The organism is Salmonella sp. SG203 (genome assembly GCF_013350575.1).
Lineage (GTDB): Bacteria > Pseudomonadota > Gammaproteobacteria > Enterobacterales > Enterobacteriaceae > Salmonella > Salmonella enterica.
On sequence record NZ_SNMT01000003.1, the window covers coordinates 277,334 to 298,113 of the forward strand.

The 20,780-nt window shown below is 45.8% G+C and carries 11 protein-coding genes and 2 pseudogenes; 7 read left to right on the forward strand and 6 right to left on the reverse strand.

Features of this window, described 5'->3' with window-relative positions; all coding sequences use genetic code 11:
- The first annotated feature begins 298 nt into the window (after positions 1–298).
- The 6 genes and pseudogenes from HV477_RS07365 (at position 299) to HV477_RS07390 (ending at position 11,572) form a co-directional block, all read left to right on the forward strand.
- A pseudogene (locus HV477_RS07365) lies at positions 299–1,560 on the forward strand (tyrosine-type recombinase/integrase).
- Between the two features lie 265 nt (positions 1,561–1,825).
- Positions 1,826–3,475, forward strand: a complete 1,650-nt coding sequence (gene dptF / locus HV477_RS07370; protein ID WP_175064942.1) for a DNA phosphorothioation-dependent restriction protein DptF — start codon at positions 1,826–1,828, stop codon at positions 3,473–3,475.
- 4 nt (positions 3,476–3,479) lie between these two features.
- Positions 3,480–4,805 (forward strand): DNA phosphorothioation-dependent restriction protein DptG, encoded by a 1,326-nt coding sequence (dptG, locus tag HV477_RS07375; RefSeq protein ID WP_023212807.1) that lies wholly within the window; start codon positions 3,480–3,482, stop codon positions 4,803–4,805.
- Positions 4,786–9,867 carry a DNA phosphorothioation-dependent restriction protein DptH gene (gene dptH / locus HV477_RS07380; RefSeq protein WP_079898725.1) on the forward strand — a complete coding sequence of 1,694 codons (5,082 nt, stop codon included), beginning with the start codon at positions 4,786–4,788 and terminating at the stop codon, positions 9,865–9,867. Before dptG ends, dptH begins: the two co-directional genes overlap by 20 nt.
- Before the next feature lie 30 nt (positions 9,868–9,897).
- Positions 9,898–10,413, forward strand: a complete 516-nt coding sequence (locus HV477_RS07385) for a hypothetical protein (protein WP_153274493.1) — start codon at positions 9,898–9,900, stop codon at positions 10,411–10,413.
- Between the two features lies 1 nt (position 10,414).
- A complete protein-coding gene (locus HV477_RS07390) occupies positions 10,415–11,572 on the forward strand; it encodes a DGQHR domain-containing protein (RefSeq protein WP_071786425.1) in 1,158 nt (385 codons plus the stop codon).
- Between the two features lie 46 nt (positions 11,573–11,618).
- On the opposite strand, the gene dndE is transcribed toward HV477_RS07390, so the two are convergent.
- The 5 genes from dndE to HV477_RS07415 all read right to left on the reverse strand — a co-directional run bounded on the left by dndE (position 11,619) and on the right by HV477_RS07415 (position 18,540).
- The gene (gene dndE / locus HV477_RS07395) at positions 11,619–11,975 is read right to left on the reverse strand and encodes a DNA sulfur modification protein DndE (RefSeq protein ID WP_023241006.1); all 357 of its coding nucleotides are present in this window, start codon (positions 11,973–11,975) and stop codon (positions 11,619–11,621) included.
- A complete protein-coding gene (gene dndD, locus HV477_RS07400) occupies positions 11,975–13,984 on the reverse strand; it encodes a DNA sulfur modification protein DndD (protein ID WP_079898753.1) in 2,010 nt (669 codons plus the stop codon). The genes dndE and dndD overlap by 1 nt, the downstream gene beginning before the upstream one ends.
- Complete coding sequence (gene dndC / locus HV477_RS07405) at positions 13,974–15,608, reverse strand: DNA phosphorothioation system sulfurtransferase DndC (protein ID WP_079898724.1); 1,635 nt, start codon at positions 15,606–15,608, stop codon at positions 13,974–13,976. The genes dndD and dndC overlap by 11 nt, the downstream gene beginning before the upstream one ends.
- A complete protein-coding gene (gene dndB / locus HV477_RS07410; RefSeq protein ID WP_001520283.1) occupies positions 15,605–16,690 on the reverse strand; it encodes a DNA sulfur modification protein DndB in 1,086 nt (361 codons plus the stop codon). Before dndB ends, dndC begins: the two co-directional genes overlap by 4 nt.
- Before the next feature lie 1,310 nt (positions 16,691–18,000).
- Positions 18,001–18,540, reverse strand: a complete 540-nt coding sequence (locus HV477_RS07415; RefSeq protein ID WP_023226996.1) for a hypothetical protein — start codon at positions 18,538–18,540, stop codon at positions 18,001–18,003.
- Positions 18,541–18,577: 37 nt separating this feature from the next.
- On the opposite strand from HV477_RS07415, the pseudogene HV477_RS07420 reads away from it, so the two are divergent.
- Positions 18,578–19,357: pseudogene (locus HV477_RS07420) on the forward strand (phosphorothioated DNA-binding restriction endonuclease); the annotation flags it as partial.
- Positions 19,358–19,836: 479 nt separating this feature from the next.
- Here HV477_RS07420 and HV477_RS07425 read toward each other — a convergent pair.
- Positions 19,837–20,553 carry a YebC/PmpR family DNA-binding transcriptional regulator gene (locus HV477_RS07425; RefSeq protein ID WP_000532939.1) on the reverse strand — a complete coding sequence of 239 codons (717 nt, stop codon included), beginning with the start codon at positions 20,551–20,553 and terminating at the stop codon, positions 19,837–19,839.
- Positions 20,554–20,780: the final 227 nt, after the last annotated feature.

A 20,780-nucleotide genomic window follows, 5' to 3' on the forward strand; every position in this document is an offset into this window, starting at 1 on the left:
TCAGAGAATCGCGCATGAGTATACATGTGAGTATATATAGCGGTTCTCTTGTTTTGTAATCTTATTTACTTCAATAGGTTACGTCGAGAATCGCGGTGCGGCCTTCGCACCAAAAGCATGTAAATGGACCTCAACTGAGGTCTTTTTTTATGTCTGAAATCCAGTATTTACCCACTTTTCCCGCTATATTAACCCTCTCAAGGTCAACCGACATCAATGTACATCAACTAACACATGTTGGTACAGATGATGGTATTTCCGGTTCGATAATGCTTGTACCAACAGGGAGGGGATAAGCATGGCGTTAACAGATATCAAGGTCAGAACAGCCAAGCCAACGATAAGCAATACAAACTGACCGATGGCAGCGGTATGCACCTTCTTGTCCATCCTAATGGTTCTAAATACTGGCGTTTGCAGTATCGTTTTGACGGCAAGCAAAAGATGCTGGCACTTGGGGTTTATCCTGAAATCACACTGGCGGATGCCAGAGCGCGTCGTGACGAAGCGCGTAAGCTGCTAGCGAATGGCGTCGATCCGGGAGACAAAAAGAAAAATGATAAGGTTGAACAGAGTAAAGCGCGGACCTTCAAAGAGGTGGCGATCGAGTGGCATGGCACCAATCAAAAGTGGTCTGAAGATCATGCCCATCGAGTGCTAAAAAGTCTGGAAGATAATCTCTTTGCAGCGCTTGGTGAACGTAATATCGCTGAATTAAAAACTCGCGATTTATTAGCGCCCATTAAAGCCGTAGAGACGTCTGGACGTCTTGAGGTGGCTTCCCGTCTCCAACAACGTACTACGGCCATCATGCGTTATGCAGTACAAAGCGGTTTAATTGATTACAATCCGGCTCAGGAGATGGCAGGAGCGGTTGCTTCTGGCAATCGAAAGCATCGTCCTGCGCTGGCCTTAAAGCGTATTCCAGAACTGCTTCAGAAAATAGATGGCTATACCGGAAGACCATTAACCCGTTGGGCAACCGAACTCACCCTGCTTATCTTTATTCGTTCCAGTGAACTGCGTTTTGCACGCTGGTCGGAGATAGATTTTGAAACCTTGATGTGGACGATCCCTCCTGAGAGAGAACCCATACCTGGCGTTAAGCATTCTCATCGCGGCTCAAAGATGCATACACCGCATCTGGTGCCTTTGTCTAAGCAAGCACTGGCGATCCTGAAACAGATAAAGCAGTTCTGTGGCAAGCATGAACTGATTTTTATTGGCGATCACGATCCGCGTAAGCCGATGAGTGAAAACACGGTGAACAGTGCGCTACGGGTGATGGGGTATGACACTAAAGTTGAGGTTTGTGGTCACGGCTTCCGCACGATGGCTTGTAGCTCATTGATTGAGTCAGGGTTATGGTCAAAGGATGCGGTAGAACGACAGATGAGCCATATGGAACGTAACTCAGTGCGGGCAGCGTATATCCATAAGGCGGAGTTTATCGACGAACGCAAACTGATGCTGCAATGGTGGGCTGATTTCCTGGATGCGAACCTCTTTTATATGTCTCGGAAAGAAAGGTCGGTATTCCGAAAAAAGAAAGAGGCTTAAATACAATGAAATTCATATTTATTGAAAATTCGTAAATTGCCATGTAGTGGCAGGCTCGATTTTTGATTTCATGAAAGTTACGTAAATGTAATGGCATGTGTGTTTTGAAGGCAGAGCATCACACAGATTACATACATAGACAAGAAGAAATGGCTTTTAATGTGAATATGAACATAACTATGCCATAAGATGGCGAAAGGCCTATAGAGATCAAAGGGTAGCTTGTATAAAATAGGCGAATTCTTACTTTAGAGAACATGAAGTTATGAGCGCAATCACATTACGTAAAGCGTTGGGTGTACTTGCGAAGTCATCTTCGTTTTCCGTCACCACCGTGACACACCGTCAGAAGGATGAGTTCGATCAGTTAAAGGAACAACTCTTTGTTAAACAAGAGATGGAAACTGAATTACAACGCTATCTGGATGTTGCTAAACCCGGTGAAATCATTTTTTTGTGCGGTAGTAGCGGGGATGGAAAGTCCGAAATTTTAACCCGCTGTCAGTCCGATCCGCGTTATCAGCGGCGATTTAGTTTCCACCTGGATGCTACGCATAGCTTTGCCCCTCGACAATCAGCTATTGATGCTTTGAATGATTTATTTACTAATCATCACCAACAATCATCTCCGTTGCTCATTGGTATCAACACAGGGATGCTAGCCAATTTTGCCAGAGAAGGTGCTGAATGCCACCTGGCGATCCGGTCTGCAATTGACTCATTTTTATCAGCGCAGCAGGATGAAAGCCGTCCTTATCGTAAGGATAATTGTTCTTTTTTTGATTTTGAACACTACCCTAAATTCCAGTTTAACGAAAATAAAAACTATTCATCATTCATTAAAGCCTTATTAGATAACTTAACTCGTGATGATGATAATAATTTATTTCAGTTTATCTTTCGGCGCGATGAGTCAGTTAATCCGGACCTAAAAGAGGTCGCAAACTTTAAATTGCTTTGTATACCTGGTGTGCAGAATGTATTAATTACGCAGCTTTTTAAAGCGCGATTAATTAAAGACCAGTTTGTAACGACCCGAACGCTGCTGGATTTTTTGCATCATCTGCTGATGGGGCCTGGCTACTTGTTTGATAACCTCTTCACCGGTGCAGAAAATGATCTGATTAAAAAAGTTTCCGATTTTGATCCCGCCAGATTGCACACTTATGAACTTGATCAGTTTGTTTTGCGCTATGAATTGGGATTGGTTGATGCTGAGCTCGATGATTTTTTAGCCGCACTTGAGCCGTTACACATTAAGTTTGATCGCCAGTGCGTTAAGCCCGGTGACGCAACCTCCTTGATCCGGCTTTTCTGGCTATTGCAGCACGAGTCGTTGGGTAATGATTATCATCGGAGATTTTCCGCGTTCTTTAACGAATCGTTGTTTGAACGTTACTCAGAAATCTGGCATTTGCATAGAAATTACACAGCAGATCCGGAGCAAAAAAGATCACTGAATCGCTTTTATGCTTTTGAGCTTATCGCGGGTATCCAGCGCTATGCTAACCGCAAAGCACCTGAATTAAGTATGCAAAAAGAAGAGTTCTTTTTGGGTGAGTTTGGTGGGGTTAAAATAACCGCACCGGTGGAGGTAAAGCCTGATTGGGATGCTATCCGTAATAAACATACGGCTCATCCAACTGGCTTCGATGTCTATTTAAAGGTGGGGCAAAATCCACTACCGCATATCCATATCGGGCTTAATTTGTTCGAATTATTGGACAAGTTGAATAATGGCTATCGTCCGAATAAATACGATAAAAATGCCATCGTGTTACTGGATGAAATTGTTGAGTTGATCGCGGAGCAGGCTAAATCCAGCAGCGAAATCAAATTTTATGATGGCAGACAACGGGTTTATCGTGCAAAGGCGGATGACGATATGATCACTATTAGCGGTATGGAGGGTTAGCAGAATGTATCCTATCGCAACCGAGTTAAAAGTGGGTAACAATCAACTGGATAGTTACCTGCCTGTACGCAATAAAAACAACGATATTAGCTGGCAATTCGTCACCGGACTGGCCCTTAGCTACGCGCTGAAACGTAAAATTGAAGCCTACGATCCTGACCAATTCCGTGAAGATTGTAAAACACATATGCAGGAGCTGCTTGATGAGCCTGCATTCTGGTCGGTGCTGGAACGGATGTATTTTTCCAGTCAGGATATTTTCCGTGTATCCCCTCTTTTTTTACTGTTTCACGCTCAGTTTGTGGGCGAAAAAATAAGTGCGGGATCTACGGCAGATAAACGTCTTGGTACGCTGTTTGCCAATTTGATGGGCGATTTCAGCCTTCGTTACCCCATACAGGACAGACTGAACTTCATTGAGCAGCAAATGCTGAATAAGCTCAATGAAAAAATAAAATTGCTGGGGAAAGGACCTTTTGCCGAAGAGCAACCCTATCTTCCGTATATGGTCACGTGTTTTCAGTCCGATCTGGCGTTTTTGGCGGAGCACCCACAATACCTTTTACAAGAATTGACCAACACCCTACGTTTGTACGCCTTTAGCTGGTGCGCTCAACTGGCGCTCAATCTGGACAACTGGCAGGACGGTGAACCACAAAGCAAATCACTGTTTTTTATTCTTGATAGCGAAAAAGCCAGCTCCGAACGGGAAAAGGTGAAACGTTATGGCTATAAGCTGTTCGCCAGCCAGAGCGAAAAACTGTTCCCGATACTTTCCGCGCTGGAGGTGTTGCAGGTAAAAGGGGAGAAAAAACGCCCTCTCTGGCAGGTATATCAGGATTGTTTGAATTATTCGGGTCCCCCAAATCAAGTGTTAGATGAGATTAATGATTACATACAGAAATTTATTAGTAAGGAAGAACGAGATCTTCCTGCTCGTGACCGCGCAACAAACCTGGAAAGTGCTTTCAAACAGCTATTATCCGTTGCCGTAGAGCAATTCCAGGATAAAAAAACTAACCGCGCGGATATAAATAAGAACTACATTAAGGAGCTGGAAAACCAGATTTGCACTGACTTCATTCAAGTGCGCGGTCGGGCAGGGAAAGTGCTGGTGCTGAATCAGGATCGTCTTCTGTTGCTGACCAACCTCACCGTGGGCAAAAATGACAAACTCCGCCTGCACGAACTGTTGCGTGGTTTTGAACAGCGCGGTTTTTATCTGGATAATCAATCGGCGCAAACGCTGGTGGCGTTTTATGAACGCATGGGAAATGTAGAGCGAATGAGTGATAGTGGAGACGCCGTGTATGTCCGTAAAACAGTATGAAACCTATCTGGCAGAAACCTTTATTGAATGGGTAGGTGGCATCATTCAGCCCGGCGAGCGCTACCAGTTCAAATCTCCCGATCCCGATAATGCCCTAAAACTCTGGGAAGCATTCGTCTCTCTGGCGAACGGCAATCAGTTGGAAATTGCGCCAGGGCAATATATTGATTGCCTCCTCTGCAATGGTGTTCAGCTTATTCCTGTACTGCACGGTGCCGAGGCTCCAGCATTCACAGAAAACTACATTTCTCATTTGCGCGATGAAGTTGCAGGGCGCAGCGGCGTTTTTGCCCAAACAGCACTGTTGATTATTCACAACAGTATGCTCGATACCCTGATTAACAGCACGAAAGACGTGGCAGCGCCGGATGCTATCTGGTACCCACAAACTTTCAGTCATCAACTGGAAAAGCTCATTACCACTGGCAGTAACCGTTCAGAATTGTCCCGCTGTTTGCTGGAGGATCAACTGGCGACGGTACTGGATGAAGGCGCTACTGTCTTTGGTTTCTCGTCGCTGTATCGCTTGCTGGATGATGGCAATCTGGATTTCTCCGAGCTTCATTTGTTTAAAGATGATGAACTACTGAACTATAGCCAGAAGCAGCTACGCACCCGACTGAATGAAAACCGGAAATTATATCGCCAGATAGAAGACTGCGTTGAACGCTACAGCGGACAGCTGGAGAATGTGTTGCCTGAGTTTAGTACAAAATTCATTCAGGAGCATTTTTACGATAAAGATGACTGGCGTGAGCTCGATTTCTCCGACTATAGGAAAGAGAAAGAGCAGAACAGTGAACAAAAACTGGTGCTGGAGAACGTCTCCGTCGAAAACGGCGAGGTTTGGCAACGGGCGAAAAGCGCCAGTAAGGCAGGCAAACGTGACATCAGCCTGCTGGTCCAGGTGCAGCCAGGGCAATCAAAGGCTGAGCTGGAGTTCTGTTTTCAGGGTAATGATCTTCAGGATAACCAGATAAAGATTGCTCATAATCGCCAATTAAAGAATGCACCTTTCTGGCGTACCAGCCGGGCGGGCGGCAAGACTTCCCGCATTATGGCGTCGGTGCCTTTTGACGGGCATCCCTGCTTCTTTAGTCTTGAGCTGACCAACCGCAATAATTCAGCCGAAGAGTATAAATTTCGCCTGTTGTTGGTCGAGCAGGGGCAATTCTGGCTAAACGATATTCAGCACTGCTACCGTGTTGAGCCAGGTAAAGATCAAATAACCCTGCAACTGGAAGATAACACGCTGCGTATTGCCGAGTCTGGCAACCTGACCTGTACGTTGGATGATGAGAGCGAAGACATCGACTGCCAGCATTATGCTCAGGTGAATTTTGAGACGCTGGCGAATCAAAGTGATCTGGTTCAGTTTGCGCTCGTTTCCGGTGATTCCCGTCTGTCGTTTAACATCGAGGGACCGGGAGCAGAAGAAGGGCTAACGCTACCGTTGCTTTTTGACCAAAGTCGTTTCAATAAGTTGTTCAAAGAAGAGGGCAATGCAACCTGGAACCGACTAAAAGGGCGCATCATACTCGATAATACTGAACACAAGGTTGTCGGTGTACGCCAGCAGTTGTTGATACTGGAAGCCTCATTAATTGAGCAACGTCTGCTGGGTACGGGAAGTGACGATAGCGTGTTTGCGCTGGATGAACTTCTTGCCAGCTACCCCGATCTCCATAACGCTTATGAGCAGCTATTTGCCTACTATCATCGTCGTAACACCCTGCCGAGTCTGGTGTCGTGGTCAGCGGAATATCGCACACTGGTCAGCTACATTGTTACTACGTTTGAACAGTCACTCCAGCAAATCGGCCTGAGCAGAGCGCTGACAGCGCAGGAGAAACGTCTTCTCCATCTGGGGATCTGCCGCAATGATAGCCATGAGCGTCTCTCACCACTGCACCCATTAGTGCTGGCCTACCATCTACAACTGGCAGAAGCTATCGTTGCGGAGTCGGAACAGAACGATTCGGCTTCATTTGCCACACTACCGCCGATCACTCTTGATCGCCTGATGGTTTCCGGATTAATGCCGTTTGTTTACCACAATGAGCATGAATACGCGCAACTACAGCCGGTGGAAGAAAACCGCTTCTGGATTGACGCGGTTCCCCAGCGGCAGGTCAGCCATGACTACGTTAAACGTCTGGTAAAAGACAAACTCAATGAGTTCACGGACGCTTACGCCCGGTTGTTCCAGAGCGCTGAAAACAGTGCGTTGATTATCAATGCCATTAATCAAGGGAATGCCAAAGAACTGTTTCTGGGATTAGTAGAATATTTTAAGCAAGAAAAAGAGCACGCTATTTCGGTGCATGTGAACTGCTACGATGAACGTTTGCTACCCAATATGTTCGATCATTTTGCCGAAAGTGGTAGCTATGAGCAGCTTAAAAACGATCTCGATCTGAACAGCGGCGTATGGCGGGCAGAAGCCGATATGCTGATTGACCTGCTGCGTAGCCGGTTAACGTTCAGCAAGTTTGTCCTGCCGTCAGAAAGCGACAAGCTGGCCTATGCGCATCTGGCATTTTTCACCAATATAGCACCTGTGGATTGCCGCCAGATCCGCATTGAAGATGCATCCAGCGGGGTATTGTGTCATGGGTTGATCGCTGGGGAAGGTGCCGAAACGCAGGGGGATGCTTACTTTACCGCCTTTGGACTGCGAGATGTGGATACTGAGTCTTATTGCGCCCTGCGTCTTGCCAGACTAATCGGCTGCCTGTGGCAACCCGCACGTCAAAGCAACAGCCAGTATCATGGACAAGGGATCGGCCTGGCCGTGAGTGGCAATTTTAAACAGCTGCTCAATTACTCTTACAATAGTGCGCTCTGGACCACCATCATTGATCCTAAAGTCACCCTCGACTTTTTCACCAGTCAGAAAGATGTGGTGCTTATCCACTATTCTGACCAGTACACCAGTTGCGCAGGCTACGATGCCGTCACCGTCACGAAGCAGGTTGATTTGTTCCTGCGGTTGCTCCAGACCGGAAGCCAGTCAGGGCAACCTGCTGTTGATAGTCAGCATTTGCTGGCTGAATTTAATGCCTTTAACGGTGAATGGCTGCTGAAAATGCTGCGCTCCAGTGAAAGGGAGCGTAAAGAGAAACACGGCATTATAGGCGCGTATAAGTTTGTGCAATCCATGTTGCACCAGTCCGATATTTGCTGGATTCCGCTATCGGTGGCCGAAATGATCCGCGTGTCCGGCAATGTCGGGCTGAAAATGAAAGAGACTGATTTATCGAGAAATTTACAGGGTTATCGTAAAGGTGCGATCTCTGATGATGTACTCTTTGTGGGATTCAAAGAAGACCGCCTCTATCTGTTGCCGCTGGAAGTTAAAACTGGGGCGCGACCGGACTACAGCTATGCAGGCCAACAGGCTCGTGAGTTGAAACGCTACTTACAGCAGGACATTCTGGAACCACAGACGCTGGCATCACAGCTGTACCGGGCGCTCTTTATTCGTCAGGTGCTGATGCAGGTGGAGAAACTGCGTCTGTATGGTGTGCTGGACAGCGACAAACTGGCTCCCTTGCTGGATCGACGTGAATGGTGGTTAACGGGAGACTATCAGTTAGGTGAATTGGCCGACTATGTGGACGGCATCGTCGTGGCGCATGTGGACAGCGCAACCTGCTTTGCTCCCTCTTATAAAGAGACGGTGGAGAATATCTTACAGATCGAAATCCCTTATTCACTGCTACCGTCGCTGATCGCTGCGCAGGGGGATGAACCACCGCTGGCGGAACGTCATCGGGTGCCGGAAAAATATCGGCTTAAGCCAGTGTGTGATGCCACTCCGTCACAACCCGAAGCCGTGGTAGGAGTCACAACGCCGACTACTGCACAGTCCATTTCGGAACCGGGGTCGTTACAGCCCGCTGTATCAGTGGTGACTCCTGATATTAGCGATACACCATTACAGATCCTGTTTGGTCATGACGTTGCGCGCCAGAGCCCATTGTATTGGGAGCCAACCAACACCGCGAAGTTCATGAATACCAATACCGGTATTATTGGAACAATGGGCACCGGGAAAACCCAGTTTACTAAATCGCTGGTCACACAGTTGATGCGTAATCAGTCCTGTAACGTTGATGGCAAGCCTATTGGTTTGCTGATCTTCGACTACAAATCAGACTATGTGGATGAGGCTTTCCTGGATGCTACAGGGGCTAAAAAGTATCAGCTATCTTTGTTGCCTTACAACCCCTTATCGTTATTTGGTGATATGCCGATGTTACCCAGGCATACGGCTATGGCATTTGCTGAAACGATGGGTAAAGCCTACAACCTTGGCGTAAAACAACGCATGAAGCTGGTTACACTAATAATGGAGTGCTATGACTTAGCAGGAATAGTGCCTCATGATCGAGCAACATGGAATCGTGTGGCACCGACCATTGAAGATGTGTGGCAACAGTATCTGGCTCAAGATAAAGTAGACGAAGATTCATTGTACGCTGCACTTTATAACCTGGCAGGTTTCCAGATATTTGAAACAAATCCCGAGAAAATGACCAGTTTGTATGATCTGGTTGATGGCGTCACTGTTATTGAGTTAGCTGGTTATTCACAAGAAATTCAAAATCTGGTGGTAGCCCTGACACTGGATCTGTTTTACGCGCAGATGCAAAAGCGCGGTAAACCGGTGGTGCGGGGGGATTATCGTCAGCTCACTAAAATGATTCTGGTGGACGAAGCCGATAACTTTATGCGTCAGGATTTTTCCAGTCTACGTAAGATCCTTAAAGAAGGCCGTGAGTATGGCGTTGGTGCGATCCTGTCAACGCAAGAGATCACTCACTTTAAGACCGGGGAAAATAATTATGCCTCCTATATTTTAACTTGGGTGATCCATCGTGTTTCTGAGATTAGGAATGCAGATATCAAGGCGGTGTTTAACGTTGATGATAAAGGTGATCAGGAGTCTTTGATGGGGCAGATTCGGCAGCTTGAGAAGCATTTTAGTCTGTATGTTGATGGGGACAAGCAGGTTAAGAAGATGCGTGACCGGGCGTTTTGGGAATTAAGTTTTTGAGATTGATTTTTATTAAACTTTAAGGGGGGGATGATGTTAAAAGATGACACTATTCACTGGCGGAATCTAGGAGCAGATATTAAAGATCTATATCCTAGGATTATACAACCGAAGTTTGTTTTTATATCGATAGTTACGCTTTCTGTGTCTACATGCGGCATATGGATCGGCCCACTTTTTTTGGGGGATTCGAGCCAAGTAGGTTTTTCTATTTTCTCTTTTATTATTGCCACACTAGGTGTTCTTGCTGCTGAAAATCTATCAAGAGAAGACGAGTTAGCTCCAACATTAGTTGATAAATATCGTAAACAGGTAAGAATATCATTTTCAGTATTGTTATGGTTTATATCATTCGTTTTTTCATTTTATGGGTTGAAAAATAATGTTAATTTTGCACTAATAGTATCATTTTTGATAACATTGCTTCTGTGGTTTTCTATTACTGTTGCAAAATCAGATTTTGATGCCCCAACTAAACCTGATGATACGGTGAAAAAAGAATTAGAAATAAGAAAGAATGATGATGAACCTGGTGCGGGGTTATAAAATGTCAGAAGAAATCGAAATTTATGCTTTTAAAGTTTCCCAACCATATGGTGATTTTTTCCAGGCTGCTATTTCGGCCGAAAATCTGTTGAAGTGTACCTACGTTAACCAGGCTCAAATGGAAGACGGTGAAATAACAGGTGTTCAGCGAAAGGAATCGACACCAAGAGCTTTAGATATAGCTAAATTCATTGATTCTGATGAGGCTGCATTCCCTAACTCAATAATATTGTCAGTGAATTATGAGGCGGATGATACTCCTACTGTAGAGGAGAATAAATGGCGCTTTGAGCGTATTGATGATGTCTTATATAAAATAATAATACCAAACATAAATTTAAAATTATGTTCTATTATCGATGGGCAACACAGATTGCTTGGTTTTCGTTATTCAAATAATAAAAGCATCCAGTTACCTTGTTCAATCTATGATGCTTTACCACCATCAGGACAGGCATCAATATTTTCAACAATTAATTTTAATCAGCAAAAAGTACCTAAAAGTTTAGCATATAGACTTTTTGGTTATTCACTTGATGATATATCTCGGGAATATTGGCCTCCGGATTTACTTGCTGTATATTTCAGTGAAAAATTCAACAACGCAGAGGATTCTCCATTTTTTAATAGGTTAAAGAATAGAGTCCTGCATGAAGAGATCGAAAGAGATTGGTCTGTTTCCTCATCTGTCTTCATTGATGGTGTATTGTCTTTAATATCTAAAAACCCACGTTCAGATCGTTATACGATTAATGCCACAAACTCAAAAAATAGTGAAAAAGGACGGAAGCGGCTGTTGAATGAGAATGTTAATGATATTAGCCCATTGCGGGCAATTTATATCGAGGGTAATGATAGAGCTATAGAACAGGTGTTGAATATATTTTTTAAATCTGTCAATGATATTTTTTGGACTGAGGATTGCATAGCGGAAAAAACTGTTCTTATTAGGGCTATAGGTATATCTGCTTTATTCCAATTCCTGCGAAAAAAACTGTTGGATATGGATGCGATAACAATTATTAATTTAAACTCTTTATGTCAGTCTTTAAATGGAATAGACCCTAAAGAATTTACAAAAAAGGAAGTATATCAATCAACAAGCGTTGGCAAGAAGAAAATATATGATTTTTTAATCGAAAGTACAATGGGTAAATAAATAGGCCCCAGTCATCTAATCACCATTAGAAGACTGGGGGCCATTTTTAATTTATTGCTTGTATAAAACTTAGTAAGCTACGGTGATTTCTAAGTACCGCAATCCCATCCTCAACATGCGCCGCCCACGCCTTAATCATCGCCCTCTGATCCAATTGCGGATAAAGCATCTTTAACACCAGTTCCGTAGCTTGCAGTGTTTCCCCCAGCCACGTAATTTTATCCAGTACCAGCGAGCCATCCAGCTTCTTATTATCCCGCTCAAGCGAATAGCGAAATTCACTCTCCACCGAGCGGAAAAATGCCAGTCGAGCCGCGACATTGGGCGTAATCCCAGTATATCCTTTTAACTTCTTGAGCTGGTCTTCAGTCTGACGACTAAGCGCCATTCGATTCGGGAGCATCAGATAGCCTCCTTGGTTAGTTCCCAGAAATAACCGGGTTTCAGCGCAGATGATTTGGTATGTGCATTAAACACAATCTCATAAGCATGAGAAATATCATCACGCAGTCGATCGACGAAATAACGCTCGTCCACTTCAGTATCGGTGGATAGCAGCACTACCTGATGGCTGGCCTCCGGGAAATAATGATTAATCAACTTATCCCGGTGCTGAGAATCCAGACGCCCCAGCGGTGTATCAATAATCACCGGGAAATCACGCCCAGAAGTTTTTGCTAGCGCCTCAAGAATGGCAATCGCATAAATCTGCTTTTCACCCGCAGAAAGCAACTTACGATTAATCACCGAACCCTTTTCATCCACCAGTTCAACATCAAATGTCTGTGGATTTATGTGCGCATTAAGCTGTAAATCCTCTTTACGAGCAAGTTTGTGGTAGGCAATTTCAAAGTTTGCAGATAACTTTTTCACTCGCGCCTGCGTTAACACATCACTGTAGTAATCGAGCAGGTTAATGGTCTCCTGCGCATTTTTAAATGCGCTGCTCAAACCATGTTGGCTACGGGTGATGTCATGTGCTTTCTGCACCTGACGAACACAGTCCAGTTGTTGCTGTTTCGTTCGTTTAGCCTCTTCCAGCAATGAGCGATATTTTTGCCGCAGTTTTTCACGCTTATGATCGAGATCGCGTAATGCTGCAAAGAGATCCATTAACTGCTCGTCTTCCGGGGCGCGAGCAATATTAGCTGCGGCTTGCTCCAGCTGTTGTTCAATATCCGCTAATTGATGGCGGTAAATATCAAAACGCTGCCATGCTTTTTTGCTGTCCTGCTCAATGGACTGCTGGAGCATACCGGCTTCACGTTCAGAAATATCAAACAGCAAATCACCTTTTGGTTTGGTTGCCATATATGCGTCCAAATTATTGGTAATCGCTTCGGTAGCAATGGCTCTGGTACTACTCTCACTGCTGGAACGGAACGCGATATCATTTTTGAGTTGAGTTAAAAATTGATTTAACTCTGTCTCAAAAATTTTCGCCTGCTTGATCTGCGCTTCATTGGCAATTTTTTCCAGCAACCGCGACAACGTATTAGGCGCTAGCGCATAGGGCAACGATCCATCGCATTCCTGTCGTAACGCTTTTTCCAGACGCTCTTTTTCTTTTAACAGCGTTTCAACTTTCTGTTTTTCCTGTGCTTTGGTCTGGGCAAATGCGCCGCCCTGCGCATTTAACAATCCCTCATGGCGAATAATGTCCTGGGATAAAAATTCGATCCGCGAGTTGACGAAATCGGCTTCTTCCAACAATTTCTCTGCCTGACCGGCAAGCGTTTTAATCTTTGCCTCAAGCGCTTCAACCTGCTGTTGCTGGGAGCCACCCAACTGGGCGGTTTGCTGGCGTTTGACAAAAATCATCAGATCATTTTGCAGTCTGGCGATCAGATCCAGTCCCAACAAACGACGCACCGCTGTACGCAGAATATTGCCGGATTCATCTTCCGCTAGCTCTGCAATCTTCTCTCCATCAAAAAAGAAAAGATCGGCGACACCGTGAGGAATTAATTCATTCAAAAATCCCTGGCACTGGTCATAACTGAGTTCACTACGCGGTTGTCCATCCTGCTGCAAAGAGAGACGATCTTTCTTTCCTTTCTTCCAGCTACGCGTGACGGTGAATTCAGTCTCATGGCCGTTTTGGTTGTAGGTAAAGGTCAGTTCTACTGCGGCCTCATCCGGGCGCTCTGCTGTATACGTCCCGTTGTGCACCAGTGCCCCGAGTTGTTCAACATACTCCTGTTGCTGCATTGCCGGGCCAAACGCTAAACGCCCATACAGTGCCAGCCGAATTGCCGACAAAATAGATGTTTTCCCTGCACCATTTAAACCACCAAATAGCACTATCGGGCGAGGGTTGACTTCATGCGGGCGCTTTCTGGGAGCCAGATCGATGGTGTGTGTGCCGCAAAATACGCGAAAATTATGTAATACCAGTTGCTTAATGAGCACGTTCATTTTCCTCATCGATAAGCACAGACGATTCGCCCGCATCGATAATTCTGCGCTGTAAAGTCTGAAGTTCAGCTTCCAGCTTTTCAACTTCGTCCTGATGAATATCCCGATCGTTGCGTTTTTGCAGCGTTGCTTGTTGCTGCTGGATCTCTTCCAGGCTGCCCCAGTCCTGCTTCAAAATTGTGCCGAGCTTGTCAAAAATCCCCTGACGACGACTTAACCCTTCCATCGAAGTTTCCAGTTCAATCAGTTTCATCACCATTTCAGGTACTACGTCGAACCCTTGCGTTATCTGCGCCAGCAAATCAGCATCGCTGGCATCAAAGCGCGACTGATCGTCAACCACCCAATTCAGATTCTGCTGATATACCTCACGGTAAATCTCCGGCAATGTGTCGTGCCAGTCTGGCTCGTTAGGATCTTTCAACCACTCCTGACGGATAGCGTGCAGCTCCGGCTGGGTAATTAACGTAATCGTGTGGCCCTGGGCGTTTAAATCACGCTCAATTTCCAGTAAGTCTTTTAACCACTGCTGGCGGTATTTGAGCCAGTAGGGGCCAGGAACATGCTTACGCTCTGCACTGCGATCTTCGCCGTCTTTAGCGTACTGATAGCTCACCTTACCGGTGCGGCGTTTATAGTTGCGATAGGTGTCTTTATTCGCCGGATCGGTGGTAAACGCCAGCAGATCACGATATTTCAGCAATGGCGACATCCACTCTTCGCCGTTTTTGATCAGGCTTTCCATCGCTTTATCTTTGGTGACTACGGTACAGGTCCAGCAGCCAAAGCGAGAGTTCCCGCAAGAGGGGGTACTTTCGTCGATCACCAGGGGACACTCACCCTGTGCGGAAGAATCCATATACAACGTCCACAGAGGACGATTGTTTCCACCCCACGGGCTTTCCCATTCGTCGATATCTTCAGGAGCATAGCGGAACGCGCCGCGCAGCAGTTTCCAGACGTCTTCTACATCCCAGGTATCAATAGGGGTATAGATAAACGCATTTGCCAGCGTGGTATGCCGAGCCAGGCGTGAGCCATCAATTTTGTGCTTTGCGATGACCTGCGCACGGGAGGCGCTCTCGCTACTACGTGAACCGAGGACAACAATCACTTCATCAAACTGGCTGACCTTATCTTTAATAAAGTCGCTCACCGGATTGATTTTCATACGCTCGGTACACCAGCGAAAACTACGGGTTGGGGCCGGATAACCTTTTCCCAGTAAATTGACCCAGAAGGTTTCATTCGTTTTAGGCGTTACCGCATGTTGAGTGATCGGCAGGCCATTACGCTTTGCGCCTGCCTCAATCTGCAACATCGTTTTCTTAATTAAATCTACTACCACAGGTGTTTCCACCAGCGTATCGGATGACACTACAAAAACATCTTTGCTGCGCATTTCCGGGGGCAGGCCAAGCAGGGCCAGATACACCAGCGTGATCACGGCAGAAGAATCTTTCCCGCCGCTATAGCCAATTACCCACGGACGCTTATCCGCACAATAAATTCTTTGAACCTCAGCAACATATTCGGCCAGAGGGCGTCCAGCGAACTGCTCCTGATTAATAAAATCTTCGTATTCGGCCAAATCGTAGGCCTGAACTAATTTACTCATGAGGCAACCATTTGAGCTTCAAGTTCCTGTTCTTCAGGAGTGAGGGGAATTGAGAGCGCGGTTTTTAGCGCATTACAGGTGAGCTGGATCGCCGTATTGGTTTTACTCAGTTTGCCGTGCTGCATCGCACGTTTGATGAGATCCGGGTTGTTTCTGCGCCAGTTAAAAGTTTTAAGTGCAGCTATTTTCTCCGGCCATTGCTCAGGATAATCCTTTAGCAGGGTATATCCCAGTTGCCCAAGTGCCTGCAATCCGATGCCATGAGCGTGAACATAATCTTGTCGTAACTGAACCGGTGAAACCTCTTTTTTAGCCGCTAGCTGCCAATCCGGCATCACGTTAAAAATAGCTTGCCAATATTGGGTAGCTATTTGGGTGCATTCCTCAAAGTTGTTCTCTTTGGGATCTTTACCCAACAATGCGCGGGTAGCCTGCTTGATGCTGCTCAACGTAAATAACTTATTCGACCGCTGACTGATGCCTGATTTTTCCAGTTCTGTCATCCCAACAAACGGCTCTATGGACATCGCCAGATAACGTGCCAGATTTGAACTGGCATCGCGATGATCGTATAGAGACGCCAGCGACGGGCTGGGGCGAATGGCGTATTTATTCAGATCGGCGAACATCTGCTGGCTACGTTTTAAGCCTTCATCAACAAAGAACAACACCGGAATATTATCCTGGCCCAGCTCCGGGCGAGCATCCAAAGCGTCTTCAATCGCTTTACGGCGATGCTGACCGTCGTTGATCAGAATTTGTGCATCCATTGGCACGCATAACGTCCCCAGGTTGTTGGAGTTAGGGAACTCATCAAACTGAACGTCAACGGCAATAGACGCTGTCAGTGCTGAAAACACATAATCTTTTGGATTTTCCAGCAGATAACGCACCATTTCGGGGATGCGTGATTTATTCAGCGTGCGTTGTGCTCGTAGCTCAGGAGGGACGTCATTTTCATCAAAGCTGAATATTTTGGGTATGATGCGCATCGGGCATGTGGCAATATAGAAAGGGCGACCTGCCTGAATGCCACGTATAGCCGGAAACGAGTAGCAGTAGTCTGCATCAACACTAGCCATGCTGTAATCCGTGTAAAAATCGAATGAATTGAGTTACGTGATATTTTACGTAATGCTTAATAAAATTTATAGTTTTTTTTATGTTTTACGTGATTTTTTGCGTGCAGGGTTCCATATCTGAGAGTGCTCGTGGCTGCTGTGTTATTATTTTAACCTCCGGGGGGGAATGACGCTGATACCTCCTGTCGTTAACGGTAGGGGGATGTTCGATATGGTGATTATCTCAACATCACCCGAGCGTGTAATAAACTGAATCCAAATTAACTCCAGGCATCTGAGCCGTTTGGTGGAGGCATGAATGCGAAACTCACGTTCACTGGTTATGCGGTTGTTGCGCTGGACAGATTGGTGAGGCCAGGCAGCTGTTTGAAGGTTTTGGTTCTATGTCTCTATTGACTAAATGGTATTGCAGGTGCTTTTCGGTCTGAAGAAAAAGCATAAACCTATTGTGTTCGAATTGGCGTTGCTGCGTGGTTACCCTGTTATGGATAGCATTGATGCGGTTATGTGCATATTAATGAAGAGGCTAAGGATGAAATTGCGCTATACCGATTGGTCGGAACTCATAAGCAAGGGCATTGTGCCCCTGTTATTGATGGAGTTTCGAGAATGGCACGTACACGCGCCCAGCGCCGCCACCATGAGTGGCGTTTGAAAGCAATGCGCAGGCATTATAATAATGCTAGAAGTTGTTCGTCGACGCATGTTGGCATGGTTTACCACACTCCCTGTTCGTGTAGTTGTTGGATGTGTGGGCATCAGCGTAAAAATCATGGGATGAACCGGCAGGAGGTTAGAGCCCGCCTGCGTTACACCGATTGAGAGGGTATATGCGTTATATACAGGAGCATTGGTAACAACCTTTAACGGGAGTTACCTATGTCCAATTTTAATACCAGAAAAGATCGCGATCGGAATGGAAATCCGCTACCACATTATCGAATCAACTATCTCAGCAGTGAAGGGATTACTTATATCCATTACCGTGACCGCAACACTTCGAGTCTACCTCGCTGGGATGCAACAAAATCGCCAGGCTGGTGGAGGCGGCTAATGACTACACGCCCACGTCGTGCTGCAAACCGTATTAACGTGGTTCGCGTGTTGCGTGGAGCTGACCCTGATGGCCTGTTATGGCGCACAGGGAACCGGCCGCAGATCTATTTTTATTGAAAACCAACCCGCCGTCCTGGCGGGTTTATTCATATCAGAAGTCTGTATGCCGCGTGGAACGGAGTCAATTTATCCGATGCGCTATCGGTGTGAATGGGCGTAGCTCATTTGGTACGACACCCAGCCAATACTCGCTATCAGATTAAAGCAATGTAATCTTCAATTTGTGGCTGTAACACCCAGAATTCCTGTAGCTTTTGATCTGTCCACGATATCAGCGATTCCGTGGATAACCGGTGCAACTCCTTCCATTCGTTGTGATCGATGCCTGTTGCCAATTCAGACCAGCACAACAGCGTTAACCGCTCTCTGAGCCCTGGCCCCCTGAATTGTTGAAACAATGACTGTAGCTTGTTGCTGAGGCGACGCATCCCCAGTCGCTTGCATTCACTGAGCAGCACACCCGGCAGTAGTAACGGCATCAGGTTTTTGTTGATGTCCTGCGCCACTGTTATTGGTGCTGTTGTCGGGATATTGAGAACGCGCTGGAGGCCTTCAGGGAGCAGCAGCTCGGCAAGCTCACTACAGGGCAGTGTGCAGATCACCATCGTCAGCGTATGCCAGCGGATAATCTCGGGCTGGCACTGACCATGAAGGATAGCCGGGCGAGTATAATCATCCAGACAGGCCTGATAGTGGTTGAGCAGTACATCATGACAGGCCGTGGTTTCTTTCATCGATCGATACCTTGTAAAGCCGACAGTAATAAATATCGGTGTCCTCTCGCACTATCGGCAGGGTCACGATCGCCTGTTTGATTATGCTTCTGAAATTCATGAGCAATTGCTGGATTTGCTGGAACGCTATGGGCCACAGCGCCGTGAACAGCGCCCGGATATGCCGTTCTGGCGTCTGAAGGGCGATGGTTTCTGGGAATTGCAAAACGCGGAATTCTGCTCAACCAGCGGTAGCCGCCAGCCGCCCAAGCGCGAACTCATTGAATATAATGTCGCTGGTGGGTTTGATGTCGACAATTTCGCGCTGGTAACAAAAAAACGTAAGCTAATCGACACGCTGGCGCAGCAGATCCTTGAGGCGCATTTCCCGACCAGTATTCAGGAAGACATCGCTGACGAGATGGGTTTTGATATTCGCACCTCTCTCCGTCAACGCGATCCGAAGTTCCGCCAGGCGGTGCTACGAGCTTACAATTATCAATGTGCGGTCTGCGGCTTCAATATGCGCCACGACAACGCCCCTATAGCCCTTGAAGCAGCCCATATCAGATGGAAGCAGCATCATGGTCCTTGTGAAGTGCCTAATGGCCTGGCGTTGTGCGCAATTCATCATAAAGCGTTCGATCGCGGTTCGATTGGCCTGGATGAAAATATGCGCGTGGTGGTTTCCGACGCGGTGAATGGTGGCGGAGTGGTACAGCGGTTGTTCTGGGATTTTGCGGGGAAAGAGATCGCGTTGCCCCCGGTTAAAGAAAATTATCCGGGCGAGCGGTTTGTGGAATGGCATAGGAAAGAGGTGTTCAGAGGAGGGCATTGATCTGGGGGAGTATTTTGAGTGTGGTATACGTTATCTGTTAAAAATAGCTCCACATCAAAGGCATCAAAGTAATCGGCCACGGTTCTCGCACTATGGTCTGTAGCGCGCTGGTGGAGTCACACCTGTGGTCAATCGACGCGTAGAGCGCCAGATGAGCCATCATGAGCGCAAGCGGAATTTATAAGGCGCGGCGCCTTAAAGAGCACAGGGAGATTGTAAGTAGCCCGATATTGCTGGCTTTTGCTTAGCTTGCTGACGGGATTCGTCGTATGAAACATGAAAATTACCTCATGTTTTATATAAGGATTCGACACTATATCAAAACCGGTAACTCTCAATCTTTCAAAGCTATGTGTCAGATCAGGTCGTGATAAGACACGTAAATTTAAAAATCTATATATCTGGCCAGATAGACTTTTTTATAACAGCTTTATAAATTAAACAAATCTGCCATAGAGACAGATTTGTTTAATTTATAATTAGAGGTTTGCAACGTTATGATATACTTTTTGCACATCATCATCATCTTCAAGGGCATCAACAAGTCCTTCAAAGATTTCTAAATCTTCTGGTGAAAGTTCAACTTCTGATTGAGCAATCATTTCTAATTCTGTTGTTGAAAATTCAGTAATTCCAGCTGCTTTTAGCGCTGCGATTCCTTTATGCAGGTCTGTAGCTTCAGTATAAATAACGATGTTCCCTTCTTCTTCGGTTACATCACGAACATCAACTTCAGCATCAAGCAAAATTTCAAAAATATGGTCAGGGTCTGTTCCTTTAAATACAATCACTCCAGTATTGTCAAACATATAGCTGACAGCACCTGCCGCTCCGATATTCCCGCCTTTTTTATTAAAAATTGTGCGGATATTAGCAATCGTACGGTTAACATTAGACGTCAACGTTTCAGCGATAACCATTGAACCATTGGGTCCAAAGCCTTCATAACGCCCTTGCACGAACGTTTCATCTCCGCCACCTTTGGCTTTATCAATGGCTTTATCAATAACATGTTTTGGAACCTGTGCTTGTTTCGCACGTTCAATAACGAATTTTAAAGCTGAGTTTGATTCCGGGTCTGGTTCACCTTGTTTAGCCGCAGCATAGATTTCTACACCAAATTTTGCATATACTTTAGACGTTGCACCGTCTTTAGCCGTTTTTTTAGCAACAATATTTGCCCATTTACGTCCCACTGGAAACATCTCCTCAAAGAATTATTTACATTAATGGCAGATTAATAACCTGCATGTTTTTCTGCCGTATTATATCATAATATATAAATTCTCGTCTATGAGAAATAAAAAGTTCCAGCTTTTACGGGGGATTACTTTGATTTTAACAATGGCCAATATGGTGGGTAAGTCATTTTTTAATTTTCTTCTGGTTCTTTTTTATTTTTAATAATTGAATCGCAGCAATA